The 20,752-nt window shown below is 63.3% G+C and carries 20 protein-coding genes and 1 pseudogene; 19 read left to right on the plus strand and 2 right to left on the minus strand.

Annotated features, from left to right (window positions below):
- Nucleotides 1-9 precede the first annotated feature (9 nt).
- From OVY48_RS01830 to OVY48_RS01860, 7 genes are read left to right on the plus strand one after another with little or no spacing between them, the layout of a single operon-like run.
- Complete coding sequence (locus OVY48_RS01830; RefSeq protein WP_004212879.1) at nucleotides 10-498, plus strand: SRPBCC domain-containing protein; 489 nt, start codon at nucleotides 10-12, stop codon at nucleotides 496-498.
- A complete protein-coding gene (locus OVY48_RS01835) occupies nucleotides 495-872 on the plus strand; it encodes a hypothetical protein (RefSeq protein WP_004212880.1) in 378 nt (125 codons plus the stop codon). Before OVY48_RS01830 ends, OVY48_RS01835 begins: the two co-directional genes overlap by 4 nt.
- Before the next feature lie 47 nt (nucleotides 873-919).
- Nucleotides 920-1,333 (plus strand): hypothetical protein, encoded by a 414-nt coding sequence (locus OVY48_RS01840; protein WP_004212881.1) that lies wholly within the window; start codon nucleotides 920-922, stop codon nucleotides 1,331-1,333.
- A gap of 3 nt (nucleotides 1,334-1,336) precedes the next feature.
- Entirely contained in the window at nucleotides 1,337-2,023 is a 687-nt protein-coding gene (locus tag OVY48_RS01845) for a ZIP family metal transporter (protein ID WP_004212882.1), read from the plus strand.
- Nucleotides 2,020-2,628, plus strand: coding sequence for a cation transporter (locus tag OVY48_RS01850; RefSeq protein WP_313921733.1), 609 nt, complete (start codon nucleotides 2,020-2,022; stop codon nucleotides 2,626-2,628). Before OVY48_RS01845 ends, OVY48_RS01850 begins: the two co-directional genes overlap by 4 nt.
- Nucleotides 2,625-5,126, plus strand: coding sequence for a heavy metal translocating P-type ATPase (locus OVY48_RS01855; protein WP_004212886.1), 2,502 nt, complete (start codon nucleotides 2,625-2,627; stop codon nucleotides 5,124-5,126). Before OVY48_RS01850 ends, OVY48_RS01855 begins: the two co-directional genes overlap by 4 nt.
- Complete coding sequence (locus OVY48_RS01860; protein ID WP_313921734.1) at nucleotides 5,123-5,872, plus strand: HAD-IIB family hydrolase; 750 nt, start codon at nucleotides 5,123-5,125, stop codon at nucleotides 5,870-5,872. Before OVY48_RS01855 ends, OVY48_RS01860 begins: the two co-directional genes overlap by 4 nt.
- Before the next feature lie 196 nt (nucleotides 5,873-6,068).
- On the opposite strand, the gene OVY48_RS01865 is transcribed toward OVY48_RS01860, so the two are convergent.
- Nucleotides 6,069-8,960: a Tn3 family transposase gene (locus OVY48_RS01865; protein WP_313921735.1), complete on the minus strand. Its 2,892-nt coding sequence runs from the start codon at nucleotides 8,958-8,960 to the stop codon at nucleotides 6,069-6,071.
- A 125-nt stretch (nucleotides 8,961-9,085) separates the two neighbouring features.
- On the opposite strand from OVY48_RS01865, the gene OVY48_RS01870 reads away from it, so the two are divergent.
- The 7 genes and pseudogenes from OVY48_RS01870 to OVY48_RS01900 all read left to right on the plus strand — a co-directional run bounded on the left by OVY48_RS01870 (nucleotide 9,086) and on the right by OVY48_RS01900 (nucleotide 14,665).
- Nucleotides 9,086-9,706 carry a recombinase family protein gene (locus OVY48_RS01870; protein ID WP_008832583.1) on the plus strand — a complete coding sequence of 207 codons (621 nt, stop codon included), beginning with the start codon at nucleotides 9,086-9,088 and terminating at the stop codon, nucleotides 9,704-9,706.
- Nucleotides 9,703-10,233 carry a GNAT family N-acetyltransferase gene (locus tag OVY48_RS01875; protein WP_007686150.1) on the plus strand — a complete coding sequence of 177 codons (531 nt, stop codon included), beginning with the start codon at nucleotides 9,703-9,705 and terminating at the stop codon, nucleotides 10,231-10,233. The genes OVY48_RS01870 and OVY48_RS01875 overlap by 4 nt, the downstream gene beginning before the upstream one ends.
- A gap of 91 nt (nucleotides 10,234-10,324) precedes the next feature.
- The gene (locus OVY48_RS01880; protein ID WP_313922044.1) at nucleotides 10,325-10,603 is read left to right on the plus strand and encodes an MgtC/SapB family protein; all 279 of its coding nucleotides are present in this window, start codon (nucleotides 10,325-10,327) and stop codon (nucleotides 10,601-10,603) included.
- A 166-nt stretch (nucleotides 10,604-10,769) separates the two neighbouring features.
- The gene (locus OVY48_RS01885; protein WP_197419094.1) at nucleotides 10,770-11,165 is read left to right on the plus strand and encodes a cupredoxin domain-containing protein; all 396 of its coding nucleotides are present in this window, start codon (nucleotides 10,770-10,772) and stop codon (nucleotides 11,163-11,165) included.
- A gap of 283 nt (nucleotides 11,166-11,448) precedes the next feature.
- Nucleotides 11,449-11,868 (plus strand): annotated as a pseudogene (tnpA, locus tag OVY48_RS01890) (IS200/IS605 family transposase).
- Nucleotides 11,869-12,003: 135 nt separating this feature from the next.
- The gene (locus OVY48_RS01895) at nucleotides 12,004-14,148 is read left to right on the plus strand and encodes a TonB-dependent siderophore receptor (protein WP_231472091.1); all 2,145 of its coding nucleotides are present in this window, start codon (nucleotides 12,004-12,006) and stop codon (nucleotides 14,146-14,148) included.
- Nucleotides 14,149-14,164: 16 nt separating this feature from the next.
- Nucleotides 14,165-14,665 (plus strand): DUF1440 domain-containing protein, encoded by a 501-nt coding sequence (locus OVY48_RS01900; RefSeq protein WP_066551370.1) that lies wholly within the window; start codon nucleotides 14,165-14,167, stop codon nucleotides 14,663-14,665.
- A gap of 98 nt (nucleotides 14,666-14,763) precedes the next feature.
- On the opposite strand, the gene OVY48_RS01905 is transcribed toward OVY48_RS01900, so the two are convergent.
- Nucleotides 14,764-15,093 (minus strand): hypothetical protein, encoded by a 330-nt coding sequence (locus tag OVY48_RS01905; RefSeq protein WP_125458964.1) that lies wholly within the window; start codon nucleotides 15,091-15,093, stop codon nucleotides 14,764-14,766.
- A 964-nt stretch (nucleotides 15,094-16,057) separates the two neighbouring features.
- Between OVY48_RS01905 and OVY48_RS01910 the strand changes: the two genes are divergently transcribed.
- The 5 genes from OVY48_RS01910 to OVY48_RS01930 all read left to right on the plus strand — a co-directional run bounded on the left by OVY48_RS01910 (nucleotide 16,058) and on the right by OVY48_RS01930 (nucleotide 20,747).
- The gene (locus OVY48_RS01910) at nucleotides 16,058-16,336 is read left to right on the plus strand and encodes a hypothetical protein (RefSeq protein WP_231472092.1); all 279 of its coding nucleotides are present in this window, start codon (nucleotides 16,058-16,060) and stop codon (nucleotides 16,334-16,336) included.
- 20 nt (nucleotides 16,337-16,356) lie between these two features.
- Nucleotides 16,357-16,776, plus strand: a complete 420-nt coding sequence (locus OVY48_RS01915) for a periplasmic heavy metal sensor (RefSeq protein WP_030541565.1) — start codon at nucleotides 16,357-16,359, stop codon at nucleotides 16,774-16,776.
- Nucleotides 16,773-17,345, plus strand: a complete 573-nt coding sequence (locus OVY48_RS01920) for an RNA polymerase sigma factor (protein WP_004212943.1) — start codon at nucleotides 16,773-16,775, stop codon at nucleotides 17,343-17,345. Before OVY48_RS01915 ends, OVY48_RS01920 begins: the two co-directional genes overlap by 4 nt.
- A gap of 92 nt (nucleotides 17,346-17,437) precedes the next feature.
- Entirely contained in the window at nucleotides 17,438-19,444 is a 2,007-nt protein-coding gene (locus OVY48_RS01925) for a copper resistance system multicopper oxidase (RefSeq protein ID WP_030541566.1), read from the plus strand.
- Complete coding sequence (locus OVY48_RS01930) at nucleotides 19,434-20,747, plus strand: copper resistance protein B (protein WP_007407010.1); 1,314 nt, start codon at nucleotides 19,434-19,436, stop codon at nucleotides 20,745-20,747. The genes OVY48_RS01925 and OVY48_RS01930 overlap by 11 nt, the downstream gene beginning before the upstream one ends.
- Nucleotides 20,748-20,752 lie beyond the last annotated feature (5 nt).

Here is a 20,752-nt window from a genome sequence, read left to right on the forward strand (position 1 = left end):
GATGGGGATATGCCTCGCACCATAACCAGCTCGATGCTTCACGGCGGGCCACTGCGCATCTGGTCGGCACTCACCGATCCGGATCATCGCCGGGCGTGGAGTCCGCTCGTATTTCTCGATGATCCGTCCCGGCTCGGCGACACAGAATGCACCTTTGCGATCCAGGGCATCACCCGGCCAATTCGGACGCCAGCACGGATTGATCGATTCGATAAACCGCACGCCTTCGCTTGGTCCTGCGGCATCCCCTATCTGTTCACGCTCGAAGAGCGGTACGAGCTGGCGGGGGACGATGGCGGCACCAGGCTAACGCATAGCTGCACGCTGCGCGGGGCGCTCTCCCTGCCGTTCGCGGCGATGATGTTGCGCCGCCTGCGATCCCTGATGGTCGAATCTGACGATCGCCTCGCAACCTATCTCCGCTGGCGGGTAGGTCAGCCTGCCCGGGCTATCAATCGTCAGCGCGTCCCCTTCCGCTACAGGAGGAAGGCGCGATGATGATGCACTGTAAGCGGGTGCTGCCCGCCGTCATCCTCGTTGTCGGGCTCGCGGCGTGCTCGGAAAGAAAGCCGCCAGCCCCGCCAACGGAGCAGCAGATCCATTCGTCCGACAGCGCCGTGGCGACCGGGGAAATGGGGCGGCATAGATATCGCTGTTCCGACGGGGAACCGCTGTTCGTCGATTACAAGGACAACGGCCTGCAGATCGATTTGCGGCGCTCCAACGGGGGACCGCCGATGATGCTGACCGCGCCAGCGCAGGGCCTGCAATATGTCGGCGAAACAGCCACCGCGACCTTCAAGGGGTCGCAGCTCACCATCGTGGAAGGCGATGGCCGTACCCGGATCTGCGAGCGGGAAGGCACGCGATGAACTGCCCTGCCTTCGAACGCCACAGGGCGCTTCGTCGGAAGAGACCGATGTCTGACACGTCGATTTCAAATGTGACAACCTTGTGCGGCCTGAATCGGGCCGGTCTGGCGATCGCGCGCCTCGGCGTCGTTCTCGTCTCCGGGGCGGTTATAGGGGCGTGTAATCCAGCGCCGACCCAGCCTACCGAGCCGGCGCATGAAAAGCATCTGACGTCGAAACTAATCGCGCAGCGCATCATGTACTGCGACGACGGCACACGCGCCGATGTCGACTTCATCGATGACGGCTTGAAAATGGCCGTCACCTGGCTGCCGAAGGGCAGGACCGAGATCCTGCGCGCGCAGCGAACCGGTGACGAGTTTCGCGGCGACCATTCGCGGGCTGTCGTGGCGGGCGGATCGATCGCGTTCACGCGACGCGGGAAGATCCGCGTCTGCCACCGAACCCCGGAGGAGTCCTAGGAAATGCAGGCACTGCTCTATACGCTTGCGCCTGTGCTGGCGGTCGTGCTCGGCGCGATTGTCGCGAGCCGCACCAAGTTGAAACCTGGCCTCGTGGCGGGCCTACAGCATCTCGCTGCCGGCGTCGTGTTCGCGGCGGCAGCGACCGAAATCCTGCCGCAGGTCAAGCATGAGGCATCGCCCAGCGCGACGTTGATCGGCGGGGCGGCGGGCGTCGCGACCATGCTGGGGCTCAAGGCTCTTGAGGCCCGCTTCAAGGGGCCGATGGCGCTACTCGCCGCGATCGGCATCGACATTCTGGTCGACGGCCTGGTGCTCGGCCTCGCTTTCGTGGCGGGCGAGAAGGCAGGTCTCCTGCTGACGATCGCGCTCACTCTGGAAGTGTTATTTCTGGGACTGACGCTGACCGACGAGCTGGCGGAAACCTATCGCTCGCGCTTGCGCATCATCGTGATCGTCTCGGCATTGGCCCTGCTGCTGCCGATCGGCGCGCTCGCTGCCGTGCCGGTCGCCGCGCTGTCGCCGGTGATGATCGCCGGCTTCCTCAGCTTCGGGCTGATGGCGCTGCTCTACCTCGTCACGGAGGAGTTGCTGGTCGAGGCGCACGAGAAACCCGACACCCCGCTCATCAGCTCGATGTTTTTCGTCGGCTTCCTGGCCCTGCTGACACTTGAGGAGATGATGGGATGATCCCGGGCAACGACAACAATGGCGGGCAGGAGCGCCGCACACTGTGGATCGTCCTGCTGCTGAACGCGGCGATCGCTGCGGGCTTCTTCGTTTCCGGCTTCTTCGCGGACTCGAGCGCGCTGATCGCCAACGGCGTCGACAACCTGTCCGATACGGCTGTGTATGCGCTGAGCCTTGTGGCGCTCCCCCGGGGCCAGACATGGAAGACACGCGCCGCGGTCGCTTCGGGCGTCATGCTGCTGATCTTCGCGGGCGGCATCTTGATCGATGTCGGACGGCGCTACGTGCAGGGCAGCGAGCCCATCGGACCTACCATGATGGTCATGTCCGCGATCGCCGGCGTCGTGAATTACCTCTGCCTGCGGCTGCTCCAGCGCCTCAAGGATCCGGACGTCAATCTCCGGGCCGCAACCACCTTCAGCTTCAACGACTTCATTTCCAACGGCGGCATCCTGATCGCCGGCGTGCTGGTGCTGTGGTTGGGTACCAATTGGCCGGACCTGCTGGTCGGCTTCGCCACCGCCATCATCGCCATCAAGGGCGGTGTCGAAATCCTGCGCGACGCGCGCGCCGAAACCAAGAAAAGCGAAAGGAGGTCGTCATGAACGACAAGCTCGAACTCGACATTCCAGTGTTGTTGCCGGACCTTCCTGACGCGGCCGATGCCTGCCTGGACCGTCTCGTATCAACCCTGTCAAAGCGCGAAGGTGTCGAGCGGGCGCATGTGATCTGTCTCGACGGCAACACGCCAGCGGCGCTGTGCATCCATTTCGATGCCGCCAAGCTGCCGCTGCCACGGTTGCGCGAAATGGTGCGCGCCGCAGGTGCCGAAATCACCGAGCGCTACGGCCATGCGATCTGGCAGGTGACGGGGATCAACCACGAACGTCGGGCGCGCACGGTCAGCGATGCGCTGTGCGCCTTGCCCGGCGTGGTCCAGGCAAGCGCCAGCACCAGCGGGTCTGTCCGGGTCGAATATGATCGCCGCGAAACCACCGAAGAGGAGGTGCGCGCTGCGCTTCGCAAGCTGAAGGTGAGGGTGGGCAAGCGGGTCGCTGCCGATGAACATGCCGGCCACGACCACGGCCCCGGGGGCCACGGCGCGGGCGAAGAGAAGCACGGCCCCGGCGATGGCCACGACCATAGCCACGCCGAATTTCTCGGCCCCAATACCGAGCTGATCTTCGCGCTCGCCTGTGGCGCGCTGCTGGGGATCGGCTACGCGATCGAGAGGCTGGTCGCTGGCGCGCCCGAATGGCTGCCGACCGCCTGCTATATCGCAGCCTATTTCTTCGGCGGATTCTTCACGCTGCGCGAGGCGATCGACAACCTCCGGATGAAGAAGTTCGAGATCGACACGCTGATGTTGGTCGCTGCGGCCGGCGCCGCTGCGCTGGGCGCATGGGCCGAAGGTGCGCTGCTGCTGTTCCTGTTCAGCCTCGGCCATGCGCTTGAGCATTATGCAATGGGCCGCGCCAAGAAGGCGATCGAGGCGCTGGCGAAGCTCGCGCCCGAAACCGCGACCGTGCGACGCGGCGGGCAGACCAGCGAAATCCCGGTCGAGCAGATGGTCGTCGGGGACATTGCCATCGTCCGCCCGAACGAGCGCCTGCCTGCCGACGGCTTCGTCATCAAGGGCACCAGCGCGATCAACCAGGCCCCGGTCACGGGTGAAAGCATCCCGGTCGACAAGGTGCCGGTCGCAGATGCCGCAGCGGCACGCGCCAAGCCCGATGCAGTCGACGCGGAAAGCCGGGTTTTTGCTGGTACGATCAACGGCGGCGGCGCGATCGAGATCGAGGTGACACGCCGTTCCAATGAAAGCGCGCTTGCCAAGGTCGTGAAGATGGTGAGCGAAGCGGAGACGCAGAAGTCGCCGACGCAGCGCTTCACCGACCGGTTCGAACGGATCTTCGTGCCCGCCGTCCTGGTCCTGTCAGTGCTCCTGCTGTTCGCATGGGTGGTCGTCGACGAGCCGTTCCGCGACAGCTTCTATCGCGCGATGGCGGTGCTGGTGGCGGCAAGCCCGTGCGCGCTCGCGATCGCAACGCCGAGCGCGGTCCTGTCGGGCGTTGCCCGTGCAGCGCGGGGCGGCGTGCTCGTGAAGGGCGGTGCACCGCTCGAAAACCTCGGGTCGCTCAAAGCGATCGCTTTCGACAAGACGGGCACGCTGACCGAAGGTCGTCCGCGCATCACTGATGTCGTGCCCGTCGATGGCGCCGATGAAGGCGAGTTGCTGGCGCTGGCTGTCGCCGTCGAAGCGTTGAGCGACCATCCCCTGGCCCAAGCGATCGTCAAGGACGGCCGCGAACGTCTGAACGATCGTGCCGTGCCGACTGCCGGCGACCTCAAGAGCCTGACCGGTCGGGGCGTCACCGCGAGCGTGGATGGCGAGACGGTGTGGATCGGCAAGGCCGAGATGTTCGGAAGTGAGGGCATTCCGGCGCTGGGGCAGGGCGCGCAGGACGCAATCGCGAAGCTGCGCGAGAACGGCCGCACGACAATGGTGGTCCGCAAGGGGGACCGCGACCTGGGCGCGATCGGCCTGATGGACACGCCTCGCGAAGCTGCCAAGACCGCGTTGCGTCGGCTGCACGAGATGGGCGTGTCGCGGATGATAATGATCTCCGGCGATCACCAGAAAGTCGCCGAAGCGATCGCCGACGAAGTCGGGATCGACGAAGCGTGGGGCGACCTCATGCCCGAAGACAAGGTTGCCGCGATCAAGAAGCTCGCCGGCGAAGACAAGGTCGCGATGGTGGGCGACGGCGTGAACGATGCGCCGGCGATGGCAAGCGCCACGGTCGGCATCGCGATGGGCGCGGCGGGGTCGGACGTTGCGCTGGAGACAGCCGACGTGGCGCTGATGGCCGACGATCTGGCGCACCTGCCATTCGCAGTCGGTCTTAGCCGCCATACCCGTGGAATCATCCGGCAGAACGTCTTCGTCAGCCTGGGTGTCGTCGCCTTCCTGGTGCCTGCTACCATCCTCGGCCTCGGCATTGGGCCAGCGGTGGCGGTTCATGAGGGATCGACGCTGCTCGTCGTCATCAATGCGCTCAGGCTGCTCGCCTACCGCGATCCGGCAGGGAAGGCGGCATGAAGTGGCTGATCGCCTTCGACCTCGACGGCACGCTTGCCGAGAGCAAGCGGCCGTTATCGGAGGATATGGCCGCAATCCTCGCCCGATTGCTCGCCATCACGGATGTGGCGGTGATCTCGGGCGGGGACTGGCCGCAGTTCGAAAAGCAGATCGCCTCGCGCCTTCCTGCCGGCGTCGCGCTCGACCGTCTCTGGTTGATGCCGACCACAGGCACGAAACTCTATCGGCTCATCAATGGCGCTTGGCGCGCGGTCTATGCCGAACTGTTCGACGACGCGGAGAAGGCGAAGATCCGCACGGCCTTCGATCAGGCGCTGACCGATGCCGGTCTCGCCGACGAACGTATCTGGGGCGAACGGATCGAGGACCGGGGCAGCCAGATCACCTTTTCGGGCCTGGGGCAGGCAGCGCCGCTGAAGGAAAAGGAAGCGTGGGATCCTGACCGAAAGAAGAGGACCGCGTTGCAGGCCACGTTGCGCGCGAAGCTGCCGGAGCTCTCGATCAATCTCGGTGGCACGACATCGATCGACGTGACCAGAGCAGGGATCGACAAGGGCTATGGCCTGAAGCGCCTGAGTGCCGAGAGCGGTGTCCCGCTCGACGGGATGCTGTTCATTGGGGATGCGATATTCCCCGGTGGGAATGACTATCCCGCTGCTGAAATCGGCCTCGACACAGTGAGGGTGCGCGACGTCGCGGAAACCACCGCCGTCGTGACCGCCATCATCGCGTGTCTGCACCGATAGGATCAAGATACATGGTCGGCTCCATCGCGGAATGCCGCATTGTCAAAGCTCTGGCTTCTGTCGCTTAGGGCAGCGCTTCCTAAAACGAAAAGAAGGCAATGTGCGCGTCTCCGCGAACAAAGCCTCCAGCGATCAATCTAAGAGATTCCGCCGCGCTTCTCAATCGTAGGGGGCGTTTGCGGGAGGGGGCGGAATCCTACGCTAAGGATTTGGGCCAGCGATATTCCCCGGTTAGATTGATGTGTTCCCATCCCAACGGCGAGACGTGGGCGAGTAGATCAGGCGCGATATGGGCACCGCTGGCGGCCCGGGTATTGACGACCTCGCCGAGCTTCATGGTGTTCCAGAATATGATGATGGCGGCGAGCAGGTTCATTCCGGCGATGCGATAGTGCTGGCCTTCGCCGGATCGATCCCGGATTTCACCTCGGCGGTGGAAGCTGATGGCGCGCTTTAGGGCGTGGTGGGCCTCACCCTTGTTGAGGCCGATCTGAGCCTGGCGCTGGAGGCCGGCATCAAGAATCCAGTCGATCATGAACAGGGTTCGCTCGATGCGGCCCACCTCTCGCAATGCGAGGGCCAGCTCATTCTGGCGCGGGTAAGAGGCGAGCTTGCGAAGAATCTGGCTGGGGGCGACGATCCCCGCTGCGATCGTCGCCATGATGCGCAGGATGTCGGGCCAGTTGCGCTCGATGAGCGGTTCATTGATCTTACCTCCGACCAGCGCTCGCACATTGGCCGGCGTCGCGTTGGGCGTGAAGGCATAGAGTCTTTTCTGAGGGAGATCGCGGATACGGGGGGCGAACCTGTAGCCGAGCAAGGCGCAGGCGGCGAACACATGATCGGTGAAGCCGCCCGTGTCGGCAAAATGCTGGCGAACGCGGCGGCCCGCGTCATTCATGAGCAGCCCGTCCAGGATATAGGGAGCCTCGCTGACCGTTGCCGGGATCACCTGGGTTGCGAACGGCGCATATTGATCGGACACATGGCTGTATCCCTTGAGGCCCGGGACGTTGCCATATTTCGCGTTGATCAGATTCATCGCCTCGCCCTGCTCGGTAGCAAGGAAGAACTGCCCGTCGCTGGATGCCGATTGCCCTTGTCCCCAGAAGGCGGCCATGGGCAGGGCGGCGTGGGCCTCCACGATCATGGCGAGCGCCCGATCATAGGCGCTGCCTTCGACATGCCAGCGCGCGATCCGCAGCAATTCCCAGAAGCTGTGCGTGTTGGTCGCCGCCGCCATCTTGCGCAAACCGAGATTGACGCCTTCCGCCAGCAACACGTTCATCAGGCCGATCCGGTCGCTGCAGGGCGCGCCGGTGCGCAGATGCGTGAACGCCTCGGAAAATCCGGTTCGCTCATCGACTTCCAGCAACAGATCGGTGATCCTCGCGGGCGGGAGCTGTTGATAGAGATCGAGCACGAGATCCTCGGCCCCTTCGGGCGTGTCGGCCCTCAGCTTGTCGATGTGCAGCTTGCCGTTCTCGATGATGCCGCCTGGGATCGTGCCGGTTCGCGCCGCGCGGCCAAACTCCTTCAGCCGTGTATCCAGTCGAGCCCTGCGCTCGGCCAGCCATTCGCCGGGTCGCAGCGGCACGGCGAGCCGCGCGGTCTGCTCTATCGCCTGTGGCGGGACCAGAAGCTGCTTGAGGTCGCCATAGCGGCGCGATCCCGCCAACCATATGTCACCGGACCGGAAGGCGTCGCGGATGTGGAACAGCACCGCGATTTCCCAAAGCCGGTGGTCGCCGCTGGGCTCAGCGCGAAGATGACGATGCCATTTCGAGTTGGGACGTAGAAAATCCACCGGCGGATCGACCTTGATCCCGTTACGCAGCATCGCAACGGCCGCCAGAAGAGGCGTGGCGATCGGCGCCGCCTGCATGTCGAGCAGGCGCAGCATCCTGGGCGCGTAGAGGCGGAAACGGTGATAGCCGTCCAGCACACGGCTGAGCGGGTCGGCCGCGAGCACGTTGGTCAGCGCGGAGGCCGTGGCGACAAGGGTTCTGAACCGTTCCCAGCCAGGCCCGGTGGCGATTATCCCGTCCAGGGCCGTGCCATCGTCCTGCGCTCCAAGCAAAGCACCACCGATTTCGGCAAAGGACTTCAGCGTGTCCCGAACGGCCGCCTTTTCGTCGGCGATCCTGGTGTTGCAAAGGCGTTCGGAGGCCCGATAGAGACGGCCTACGATGCGATCGTGGGTCTCCACGATGACATCGGCCAGCGATGACCGCCATTCCAGGGTGCAGACAGCGAGGATCGCAAGCCGCCTGTCTTCGGGCAGATCACGCATGCCGTCGGCGTAATAGCGCTCGCCCTGCCGGCGAAGCCGGGTCACACGATGCGCCGGCACGCCGTCCAGCAAATCCGCCGGAAGATCGAACCTTTGAAGATATTCCAGTCGATCCATCAGCCGGTTAGCGGCTGCTGAATTTGCGCCAACCTCGAACTGTCGCAGCCATACGAAGCGCGTGACGCGACCATCCACCGTATCCTCCAACAGGTGAGCCAAATTCTCGCTCAGGGTTGGCGTGATGCGATGGGCGATAAGATCCTCGATCCGGCGCTCGGCCTCAACCAGCGCATCGGCGCAAAGGCGCTCGATCGTCGAGGAGCCGGGAAGGATCGTGCGGGTGCGGCGACACTCCGCAACGAAGCGACGGGCAAGATCCTCATTCGATGTCGCCGCCTCGGCTTCCCGAGCGATCCATTCGCGCAAATCCCGTGCGCCCCGCCCCGAAAAGGAGCGATAGCCGTAGATTCGGCGAAGGTCCGCCAGATGCTCGTGCCGGGTCTCCTCGCGCGCGGCATAGAGGAGTAGATCGTCGCTGGTCAGGCCGAGCTGGGCCGCGATGAAATCCGATACCTGCGCCGGGATCAACTCGCCAGGAGCGAGCACCCGGCCCGGGTAGCGCAGGACGCACAGTTGCAGCGCGAAGCCAAAACGATTGTGGGCGCGCCGGCGCTGGCGGATATGCCCGAGATCCTCATCGCTGAGGGTATAGTGCCGCAGCAGCTCACCTTGATCGACCGGCAAGTGAAGCAGCGCCTCGCGCTGTCGATCGGTCAGGGTCACGCGACGCGGCATACATGCTCCTTATTCTTTCCGAGCTACGGTTTGAGATAGCTTGATTGAGATGCTGGTTGAGATACACAATAGCCCAATCTTATGTGCTCATGTTCGTCACCGCCTCAAACCTTCGTTTGTGATCCATGCTGATCGGCTACGCCCGCGTGTCCAAAGCCGACGGCTCGCAGTCGCTCGACCTGCAGCACGATGCCCTTCGCGCTGCCGGTGTCGAGCCAGGCAATATCTATGATGATCGTGCATCCGGTAGCCGTGATGATCGCCCCGGTCTTGCCGCCTGCCTGAAATCGTTGCGCGACGGCGATGTCCTCATCGTTTGGAAGCTCGACCGGCTCGGCCGAACGCTCACCCACCTGGTCAGCACGGTGCAGAATCTGTCGGATCGCGGTATCGGTCTGCGGGTGCTCACCGGCAAGGGCGCGCAGATCGACACCACGACGCCATCGGGCCGGATGGTGTTCGGCATTTTTGCCACACTGGCGGAGTTTGAGCGGGATATGATCCGCGAGCGCACCATGGCTGGCCTGGCCGCTGCCCGCGCGCGGGGACGCAAGGGTGGCCGCAAGTTCGCCCTCTCCAAGGCCCAGGTGCGGCTCGCTCAGGCTGCTATGGCCCAACGCGACACGTCCGTTTCCGACCTCTGCAAGGAACTCGGGATCGAGCGCGTCACTCTCTACCGCTATGTCGGTCCCAACGGGGAACTCCGGGATTACGGTCAGCGCGTGCTTGCTGCCAAAACGCGATGATGATGACGGGAGCCCCGATCAAACTTACCCAAGCGGACGCCGCAGACGTTGCAGACCTGTACAACCGTTGCAGCGACTATTTCCTGTTGCAGGACGGGGCCGCGCCCACGCTGGACGATGCTCGCGAGCTTTTCTCCGATGTGCCGCCCGAAAAGAGCGCCCACAATCAAGCTGTCCTGGGATGGAAGGGGCCTGGCGGCCTATATGCAATCGCGGCCATCCTCCGCGATTATCCGCGTGATGGCACATGGTATCTCGGCTTCATGATCGTAGATGCCGCACAGCGTGGTCGTGGCGTCGGACGCTCAATTTACTCGACGGTCGAAAGCTGGGCCGCTGCGAGAGGTGCCACAGAGATTCGGTTGGCCGTGCTGGAAGCGAATGAAGCGGCAGAGCGATTTTGGCGTTCTCTCGGCTTCATTGAGTATCGGCGCGTTGGGCCAGACACCTTCAAAATGCGTAGCCATCGCCGGATAGAACTGAGCCGTCGCCTTTCTGGCGCGACCGTAGAAGGCAGCAACAAGTAAGATCTCGCGCCGGCTATCTGGGCGAGCTTGGCGTAGGATTCCGCCCCCTCCCGCAAACGCCCCCTCGAACGCCATCGGGGACCAAGGTCGCATCTCTGCGGGAATTGTTACTGGAGTAGGATTCATTGGCGCCGGCATCATCCTGCGCGACGCTGGGCGCGTGACGGGGCTCACAACGGCAGCTACGCTCTGGGCGTCTGCAGCGGTCGGGTTAAGCGCCGCGTACGGGATCTATCATCTGGCTGTCTTAACCGCTCTGATGCTTCTTTTGATCCTTGAGCTGCCTCGCATGCCTGGGTGGACGCGGGTTTCGCACCGAGCCCGCTTGCATGTACACCATTCGGATTCCGACGACGAACCTACTCGATGAACATCACCTTGCACGCCGAAGCAGGCCAATCGGCTCGGAATCTAGCGCCGTGGAAGTTGGAATTGACGTCCCTTTCTCGGGATTTTCGCTTCGATGCAGCTTTTGAACGGCCAAATGAGCCTGCGGCTCAATCCGTGCTATGATACGCTTGTACTGGGGATGTTCGATGCGCTCGCTAAGCCTCGCTGTTTGCGGCCTTCTTCTCGCGGGGCCTGGCTTTGCTCAATCGCCGAACTGGTTGAACGCCCGGACGATCGAAATCGACATGAAGAATTTCGCTTTCGTTCCAGCCACGATCACGCTTCAACGCGGTGTTCCCTACCGCTTGCGCTTTGTTAACACGGCAGGGGGCGGCCACAATTTTGTCGCCAAGGCCTTTTTCGAGCAAGCCAGTATTGCCCCTGCCAGCCGGTCGACGATCAACAAGGGTGAGGTCGATCTGGGAGGCGGAGAAAGCGGGGACGTGCGCCTGGTTGTCAACCGGATCGGAACCTACGACGTGCATTGTTCGCACTTCATGCACTCGATTTTCGGCATGAAAGGCAAGATCGTCGTCCGGTGAGCGTCACTGGCTCGGCTCTCTTCCATGTCATGGCTGAGGACGTTCGGCGTAATGCAACGGCAAAGCCAACTCAGGCTCTGATAAGTGATCTCGTCGGGCTTCGTAACATTGCCGTAGTCCGTTTCGCTGGCCTCATATTTTAGAGTCCTCTAGCAAGGAGGAACCCCTCCGACTTCAGTCGGATACTGGCTTCAGCCACAGACTCGCGTGCTAGCCTGTAACCTCGGGAAAAGCGGAAGCCGCCGAAGGCGTGAAGCTTCCGCTTTTCCCGAGGTTACAGGCTATGGCGTATCGGTCCGGTTGTCACACCACATTCCATCATCGCTACCATCTCGTTTGGGCGCCGAAGTATCGGTACAAGGTGCTGATCGGCGATGTTCGGCTACGGGTGCGCGAGATCATCCGTCAGGTCTGTGCCGAGATGGGCGTGAAGATCATCAACGGCGCGCTGTCGAAGGACCACGTACACATGTTCGTCGAAATCCCGCCGCACGTCTCGGTCAGCGACTTCGTGCGCCGGGCCAAGGGGCGCTCATCCCGCAAGATCCAACAGGAATTCGAGCACATCCGCAAACGATATTGGGGCTAACGCTTCTGGCAGCGCGGCTACTTCTCGACCACATCCGGCAACATCACCGATGACATCATCATGCGTTACCTCGACCGACATACCCACAAGGACGGCTTCAGCCCCACCGCTTGATCCTACCGGCGTCAGCCGGTCAGTGATTCAGAGAGCAAGTCAACGGGCCTGACAGCGACCACCCCGAAGGGCTATTGCGACGCACTCTCAAATCACCTATTGCGTTGGTGAGAGAGATTCGCAAAAGGGTCAACGGTGAGAAATCTTGGTATTGGAACTGCACTCGGCTTCGGGCTGCTCACCGTCCCGGCAATGGCTCAAGACCAGTTCCTGCCGGGACCCGGCAGCACCTCGCAAACGATCATCGTGACCGGCGTCCGCGACGGCTATCAGATCGATGCGACCAGCACCGCCACGCGCACACCGACCGAGCTCAACGATGTCCCCCAAGCGGTCTCGATCATCACGGAAACGCAGATCGACGACCAGGCGATGCGCTCTATTGCCGATGTACTACGCTATGTCCCCGGCGCCGTAATCTCCCAAGGTGAGGGACACCGCGATCAGATCATCCTGCGCGGGAACAGCAGCACCGCAGACTTCTTCGTCGATGGCTTGCGGGACGACGTGCAATATTATCGCGGCCTCTACAATGCAGAGAGGATCGAGGTTCTGAAAGGTCCCAACGCGATGATCTTCGGGCGCGGCGGCGGCGGGGGCGTAATCAACCGCGTCACCAAGCGCCCTGTCGCCAACGCCTTCATCAGCGGCAGCGGTTCGGCGGACACATATGGCGCATGGTATGTCGACGCCGACATCAGTCAGCCACTCAGCGAGTCCGTCTCCACCCGGATGAACGCCGTTTACGAGGAGTTCCGAAACAATCGCGACTTCTATGACGGGCGCCGGGTTGCGATCAACCCGACCGTCGCGCTCTCGCTCGGCGGTGCGACTCGGATCGATCTGGGCTTCGAATATAACAGCGACAAGCGAACGATCGACCGAGGCGTCCCCTCGGCCGTTCAGGGCTCGCTGACGAGCCCGTCACGCCCGCTCACCGGCGCCCGCGACACCTTCTTCGGTGTGCCGGGATTCAACGTCAGCGATTTCGAGGCCAAGGTCCTGAATGGGCGCGTCGAGCACCGCTTCAGCGACAATCTGACCCTGACCAGTCGGGTCCTGTATGGTGATTACGACAAGCTCTATCGGAACGCCTTTCCGGTCACCCCGGTCACGTCGCGCGGCGGCGTCCAGAGCGTCGGCCTCGAAGCGTATAGCGATCCCACGACACGCAAGAACCTGCTCAACCAGAACGACCTTGTTTGGAGGGTCACCACTGGACCCGTCCGCCACGTGCTGCTCGCTGGCTTCGAAATTAGCGACCAGCGCACGCGCAACCAGCGGATCAACGGCTTTTTCGGGGGTGGTGATATCGTCAACGGGGGGCGGCGCGTCTTTGTCGGGTTGGCCGACCCGATCACGGTGCCGCCGGTCACGCTGCGCACCACTCCCAATACCGGCTACCGGTCAATCCGCACGAACGCCGACGCCGCCGCCTTCTATGTGCAGGACCAGATCTCGATCGGCGACCATGTCGATCTGATCGGCGGCGTTCGCCGCGACCGCTTCACGCTTAACGTCGACGACCTGGTTGCCGGGCAGAGCTATCGCCGGACCGACACGCTTTGGTCTCCCCGAGTGGGCGTGGTGCTCAAGCCGGTGCAACCTGTCTCGATATACGCCAGCTATAGCCGGTCCTTCCTGCCGCAGTCGGGGGATCAATTCTCATCGCTCGATGTCACCAGCGCCGCGCTGGAGCCGGAGAGGTTCGACAATTACGAGCTTGGCCTCAAATGGGATATCCGCCCGACGCTGAACCTGACCGCCGCCATCTACCAGCTTGACCGCACCAACACCCGCGCGGCCGACCCCAATGACCCCGCACGGACGGTGCTCACGGGCGCGCAGCGCAGCAAAGGGCTCGAACTCGGCCTTAGCGGCGCGATCACACCCCAGTGGCAGATCAGCGCGGGCTATGCGCTGCAGGACGCGACAATTCGCAAAACGACGAGTGCCGCCCCGGCCGGGCGCGAGGTTCCGCTGGTTCCCAAACAGCAGGCTTCGCTGTGGACCCGCTACGACCTCACCCCTCGCCTTGGGGCCGGGGTCGGGGTCTATCACCAGTCGAGGAGCTTCACGTCCATCAGCAACACCGCCATCCTGCCCGCCTTCACCCGCGTCGATGCCGCCGCATTCTTCAAGCTCACCCCCCAGATCGAGGCGCAAATCAACGTCGAGAACCTCCTCAACAGCAACTATTTCTCGTCCGCCTACAACGACAACAACATCATGCCCGGTGCGCCGATGACAGTGCGAGCGACGGTTAGAATGAGCTTTTAGACAAGGCGCCGGAGAGATGGATGTGAACACAGAGCGCGTAATCGAAGGCGCTGTGACGGGCGCGGCGGCGGGGTTGGTGGCCTCGTGGGTAATGTCCGAGTTCCACGAAGCCTGGAAAGCCGCTTCGGGCGATAGGGATGTCGGAGACGAGCCCAACACCGTCAAGGTGGCCGACGCTGTAACGGAAGCTACCGTAGGGAAACCGGTACCGGAGGGATATCGTGAGCCTGCGGGAGCAGCTGTTCATTACGGCTTTGGGGTGTTTCTCGGCGCTCTCTACGGAGCCGCGGTGGAGGTTCGCCCAGAGACCAGCGCTGGGTTCGGAACCGCCTACGGAGCGGCGGTGTCGCTGGTCGCCGACGAGATGGCGATGCCGGCGTTGGGCTTTAGTCCCCCCGCTTCGGAGGTCGCGGCTTCGACGCACCTGCGCGGCTTTGTCTCGCACCTAGTTTTCGGCGTGGCTCTCGAAGTGGCGCGGAGGCTCCTAATTGCGGGTGTCAGAGCAAAGATTGCCTAAAGCCGCACGCCCGCGACCTTCTCCGTACTCTTGCGTGTCAGACGCGTTGTCACTCTTCAGAAGTGACAACGGCGCGGTGGCCCGCGCCGTTGTGCATCCTAGTGGTTGTAACCATGCTCGTTGTACCGGCGCGCGTCGCGACGCGCATGACGTACTTCCCGGCGGTAGTCCCGACGGGCGTGCCGGTTCGAGGCGTAGCCATAGTTGCCGTAATTGGAATAACCGTTACCGTAACTGCTATGCCCTTGGCCTTGGTAAGAGCCGTAACTTCGGCCGTGACCCTGCGGTTCAACATAGCCATAGCCTTGGCTGTAGTAGCTCTGGTTCTGATACCCATGGCCGTTGGATTGGCCGGCATGGGCCGGCGGTTCGGCGAGGGCCGGTGCGGCTACGATGAGTGCCAATCCGGCGATCGCGAGCTTGAACATGTTCCTTCTCCACAACTACGCTCGTCGTACCGCGAGTGGCCGATCGGGCTGGAGAGATGTGTGCGCCGAACGTGCTGAACCGGGTTTGAATAGTCTCGGCAGCTCGCGTGAAGACGGGACGGAAGCACCTTACGCCGGGAACTCGTCTCAGCTCGGAAGTCGAAGCTTACCAGGCGCGCGGAGCCGTCCGCGGCACCCTTTTGCCCCTTTCCCCCATATCCTAAGCCGTTTCCCTCTCGCTGTCCTGCGGGCTTAAAGTCGGCTCCGCGGTCCGGCTTATGTACCTGATCCGGTGGCGGGCACCGGACGGGCTTTCCAGAGTCTTCGGGACAAACCCAGGCTGAGCACGACGGCGAATGCCGCCAGAACGCCGGGAAAGACGAACGACGCGACCCTCACCGTCAGGCCGAACTCTAGCTCCAGCTGGAGGAAAAGACGGCGGTCAGGGCATTTGAAATGTGGGGCGTCAAGGATTGCTCGGGCGCTTTTCGCAGGGTAAGTGCCGTCCCCTCAACGAGCTACCAGGCTCGACTCGGTGACGCGCTCATCCGTGCCCGCGCAATTTGAACGCTAACGTCATCGGAAATAGCAAACATCGCGCCGTCGCCCCAGCCCGTTCACAGGCCTCAGGCCGGCCTTGGGGGTGGGTTGATATCAAGGCGTGGCCGCCCGATTGGGCCGCCCTCATCGTTCTGAACGGGGGTTCTGCGACGGCGAGGCCGCGGAACCGCATCGATTGCCGGTCTGCGTGTCATCCGACCGATTTTGACCTCCCATAAAACAGGGAATTCGAACAGCGGGACGCGTGTGCCCGGCCTGTCTAGCGAGCTGCGAGCGATTGGACGCAATGGAAGAGTGCGCAGCCGCGTCCGGGGGGTGTGTGACATTCGCTCGCTTCGGACTCGAGGGGTGTTCACCGGCCGTGCGTAATGGATGTGAGGACGGCGGAGGAATGAACATGGACATGAATTTAGACAGCGCGTTGCGCCGCCTTGCCGAGCAACCGCTTCATCCACGGCTTGCTGAACTGGAAGGCGATGTCATGCGGTTGATCGCGGCGGAGCGGCGCGCGGGCGGCGGAGTTACGCTGCGATCCGGCATGCTGGCAGCGCTAGGCGCAGTCGCCTTGGGAGTGGTGGGCGGCGGATTGTCGTCCGCAGCGACGACTGCGCAGGTGCCGACGCTAACACCCTTCGGGCCTGCCATGCCGCTAGCGCCTTCGACCTTACTCGCGTTCCAGTGACGAGCGGCGCCCGGAGGACGATGCTGATCGCCATCGTCGCGTTCGTGGCGGCGGTCGCAGGCGTGTGGGCTGGACGTGAGTTATTCCCCTCCCCGCCAAGCCCGGGCGTTGAGCTTCACAGCTTGCTCCACGACGGGCTCGAGCTGGACGAAGCTCAACAGACCAAGCTCCAGATGCTGGAGTCTCACTTCACCGTTCGAAGGCGTGCCTTGGAGCTGGAACTCAGAGCCGACAACGCCCGGCTCGCCGCCGCCATCGAGGCCGAACATGGTAACGGGCCGCAGGTCGCGGCCGCCGTCGATCGTTCGCACGGCGCGATGGGTGAGCTCCAGAAGGAGACGTTGAACCATATGTTCGCGATGCGGCAGATCCTGCGGCCCGACCAGGCGAGGACGTTTGACCGCGCGGTGGTGAAGGCGCTGACCGCAGACGCGCGGTGAGCCTTGATCTCGCGGCCTGCACGGACGGCGAACTCGCCGCCTTGACGCTCGCCGGACGTCAGGCTGCGTTCGCTGAGATCATGCGGCGGCACCAAAGACCGGTCTACCGCCTGATCCGCTCGCATATCGGCGACGCCGAAGAGGCGCTTGACCTCACTCAGGAATGCTTCGTGGCCGCCTTTCAGAACTTGCGAAAGTATGACGGAGATCGGCCGCTCGCTGCGTGGCTGACCCGCGTGGCGATCAACAAGAGCCGCGACTGGCACAGGCGGCGGCGCATACGCCAGATACTATCGTTCGCCTCTTCGCTGCCGCCCGACACCATGGAGAGTGAGCGGGACGAGGCGCCGGGTGCCGACGCCATCACCTTCGATCGCGCAGAGCTTGCGCGGCTTTCGCGCGCGGTGTCCGAGCTGCCGGCCACGCTCAAGGAGACGCTTTTGCTGCGGACCGTGGAGGGCTTGTCCCAGGCGGAAACCGCCGCCGCGCTGGGGATCAGCGGAAAGGCCGTGGAGACGCGGCTCCGGCGTGCGCGTGAAAGATTATCGAAAATTCTCGACTTCGCGTGAGGGGATGAGCCTATTTGCGCGTAATGAAAGATAAGGTCGGCGGCCCCCCCCCGCCGCCGGCCGCAAGCATTGAACTGGAGCGAAGGAAAGGCATGAGCCGCAATCTAAACCGGCGCGACGTAATGCGCGGAACCGCCATGCTTGGCGGCACGCTGGCCATGTCGGCCTACCTGCCGGCTTGGGCGCAACCTGTGTCGCGCGGCATCGCCAGGCCCCTGCCGACCGTGTCGGGCACAAACATCGCGCTGACGATCGACAGGATGAAGCTCGTCATGGACGGGATCACGACGCCGGCAATCGGCGTCAACGGCACCGTGCCCGCACCGCTCGTCCGCCTCCAGGAGGGCCAGAACGTCCGTCTCGCAGTGACCAACAATCTCGACGAGGATAGCTCGATTCACTGGCACGGGCTCATTCTGCCGTTCCAAATGGACGGCGTGCCCGGCATCAGCTTCCCTGGCATCAAGGCGCGTTCGACCTTCGTATACGAATTCCCGATCTTGCAGTCGGGCACCTACTGGTATCACAGCCATTCGGGCGAACAGGAGCAGGCAGGGCTCTACGGACCCATCGTGATTGATCCGGCCGGTGCCGACCCGATCGCGTTCGACCGCGAGCATGTGATCGTCCTCTCCGACCATAGCGAAATGACGGGCGAGGAAATTTTCCGCAAGCTCAAGCAGATGGGCGGCGCCTATTTCAACTATCAGCGCCCGACGCTGAGCGGGCTGCTCGCCGGCCGCGAGATGCGCCTCAAGGATCGGATGGAATGGGGCAAGATGCGCATGGACCCGGCCGATATTGCGGATGTTACGGGGTCGACCTACACCTTCCTCGTCAATGGCTTTGGCCCTTACGACAACTGGACGGGCCTCTTCCGACCGGGCGAGCGGGTTCGGCTGCGCATCGTCAATGCTGCGGCGCAAACCAACTTCAACGTGCGCATCCCTGACTTGCCGATGACGGTGGTGCAGGCCGACGGCCAGAACGTCCGGCCGGTAACCGTGGACGAATTCCAGATCGGCGTCGCGGAAACCTTCGACGTGATCGTGACGCCCGAGGACCGCGCCTACAGCTTCGTTTCCGAGGCGATCGACCGATCCGGCATGGGGCGCGCGACACTGGCCCCGCGCGAGGGCATGATCGCCCCGGTCCCGCCGCTCCGCCCGCGCACGTTGCTGACCATGACCGACATGGGCATGGACATGAGCGGGATGGAGGGGATGTCCGGTATGGCGGACGAGAACCCGGTCGCAAAGCGCGGGCCGGATCCCACGTTGATGCAGAATGCCTCGCGCAACCTGTGGAAGCTCACCGGGTGGAAAGAGCCCACCGATCACGGAACGAAGGCGGTAGGCGCTGCGATGGCCGGCATGGCTGGGATGGGGGGCGACCAGATGAGCGGCGCTATGCCAGGGATGGACCATAGCCAAATGGCGGCGGGCGCTGCCGGGATGGCGGGCATGGACCATGGTCAGATGAGCAGCGGCGGCATGGCCGGGATGGATCATGGGTCAGGCGGCAGCATGGACATGAACATGCGCAACCCCAAGAACGCGCCCGGCGTCAAGATGGGGCCGGGAGTGCAGACCATCTCGCCGATGCCGAAGGACCGCACGGGCGAGCCGCCGCAGGGGCTGGAGGACGCGGATCATCGCGTGCTCACTTATCGCGATCTTGTCGCGCTCGACCGCAACCCGGACGTTCGCGCCCCGTCGCGTCAGTTGGAGATCCACCTGACGGGCAATATGGAGCGCTACATGTGGGGCTTTGACGGCCAGAAGATGAGCGACCCTGCCGACCCCATCCCGTTCCGCAAGGACGAGCGCGCGCGCGTCACCCTGGTCAATGACACGATGATGCCGCACCCAATTCATTTGCACGGCCACTTCTTCGAGCTGGTGACCGGACATGGCGACTTCGCGCCTCGCAAGCACACGGTGAATGTGGCGCCCGGCGGTAAGATGACATTCGACGTAACGGCCGATGCGCCCGGCGACTGGGCGTTCCACTGCCACAATCTTTATCACATGACCGCGGGGATGATGCGTGTCGTGACGGTTCGCCCGATGGGCGAGGAGAACCGCGATGCAGCCTAAGTTCCTCTTGATCGCTGGCGGCGCGGCACTTGGCCTCGCAAGTCCGGTGGCCGCGCAGATGGACCATTCCAATATGCCGGGCATGAAGATGCCGCCGTCAAATACGCCAGCGGTGAAAAAGCCGGCCGCTAAAAAGCCGGCCGCCAAGAAGCCCGCAGCGACCAAGCCCGTCGCGCGCAAAGCGTCCCCAAAGCCCGCCGCTAGATCGACACCGCCCGCGAAAACGGGATCGGGGGCCAAGCCCGCTGCGAATCAGCCCGCCAAGCCTCCGGCCCCTGCAACGATCGTTGCCGATCCTCACGCCGGTCATGACATGACGACCATGCCGGGCATGAATACGCCTGGAGCCAACCCCAACCCCAATACCGCGCACGACATGTCGGCCATGCCAAGTGCCTCCGGCGGTGCCGCCTCCGGCCAGCCAAGCACCAGGCAAGGCATGGACCATGGATCGATGCCGGGAATGGGCCAGAGTTCGGGCGCGATGCAAGGCATGCCGGGACACGACATGGGAAGCATGCCCTCAGGCACGGGCGCGGCGATGATCGGCACCAACCTGCAGGCCGGCACCGCTCCGCCGCCCCCCATTCCGACGGATCGTGCCGCGGACCAGGTCTACTCTGCCGCTGCCATGGCGCATTCGCAGCAGCATCTGCGGTCGATGCACGGCGGGCAGAATTTCTCGCAGGTCATATTCAACCTGGCTGAAGTCCAGATCCGGGATGGTCGCGATGCTTATCGTTGGGATGGCAGCGCCTGGTACGGTGGCGACGTTAATCGTCTGGTTCTTAAAACCGAGGGCGAAGGGAACTTTGGGAGAAGCTTGGAAAGGGCGGAGCTGCAGGCGCTCTACGCACGGGCAATCGGACCATATACCGATTTTCAGGCAGGGATCCGGTACGACTTCAAGCCTAATCCCTCGCGTGTTTACGCGACAGTCGGTTTTGAGAGCCTGGCTCCGGGTTTCTTCGATGTCGAGGGCGCACTGTTCTTGTCTAGCAAGGGAGACGTGCTGGGCCGCGTTGAAGGCTATTACGATCAGCGCATCACCCAGCGGCTGATTCTCCAGCCTCGTGTCGAAGCTGAGTTTGCGGCGCAGGACGTTCCGGCAGACCGGATCGGTTCGGGCTTGTCGGATATCGAGCTTGGCTTGCGGCTGCGCTACGAGGTGAAGCGAGAGTTCGCCCCCTATATAGGCGTTTCGTACGAGCGCAGAGTGGGCCGTTCTGCTCGTTTTGCACGCGAGGATGGCGAGGATGCGATATCCACCAGCCTCGTTCTGGGCATTCGCACATGGTTTTGAGGCCG

Source organism: Sphingobium sp. SA2, from assembly GCF_032227065.1.
Classification (GTDB): Bacteria; Pseudomonadota; Alphaproteobacteria; order Sphingomonadales; family Sphingomonadaceae; genus Sphingobium.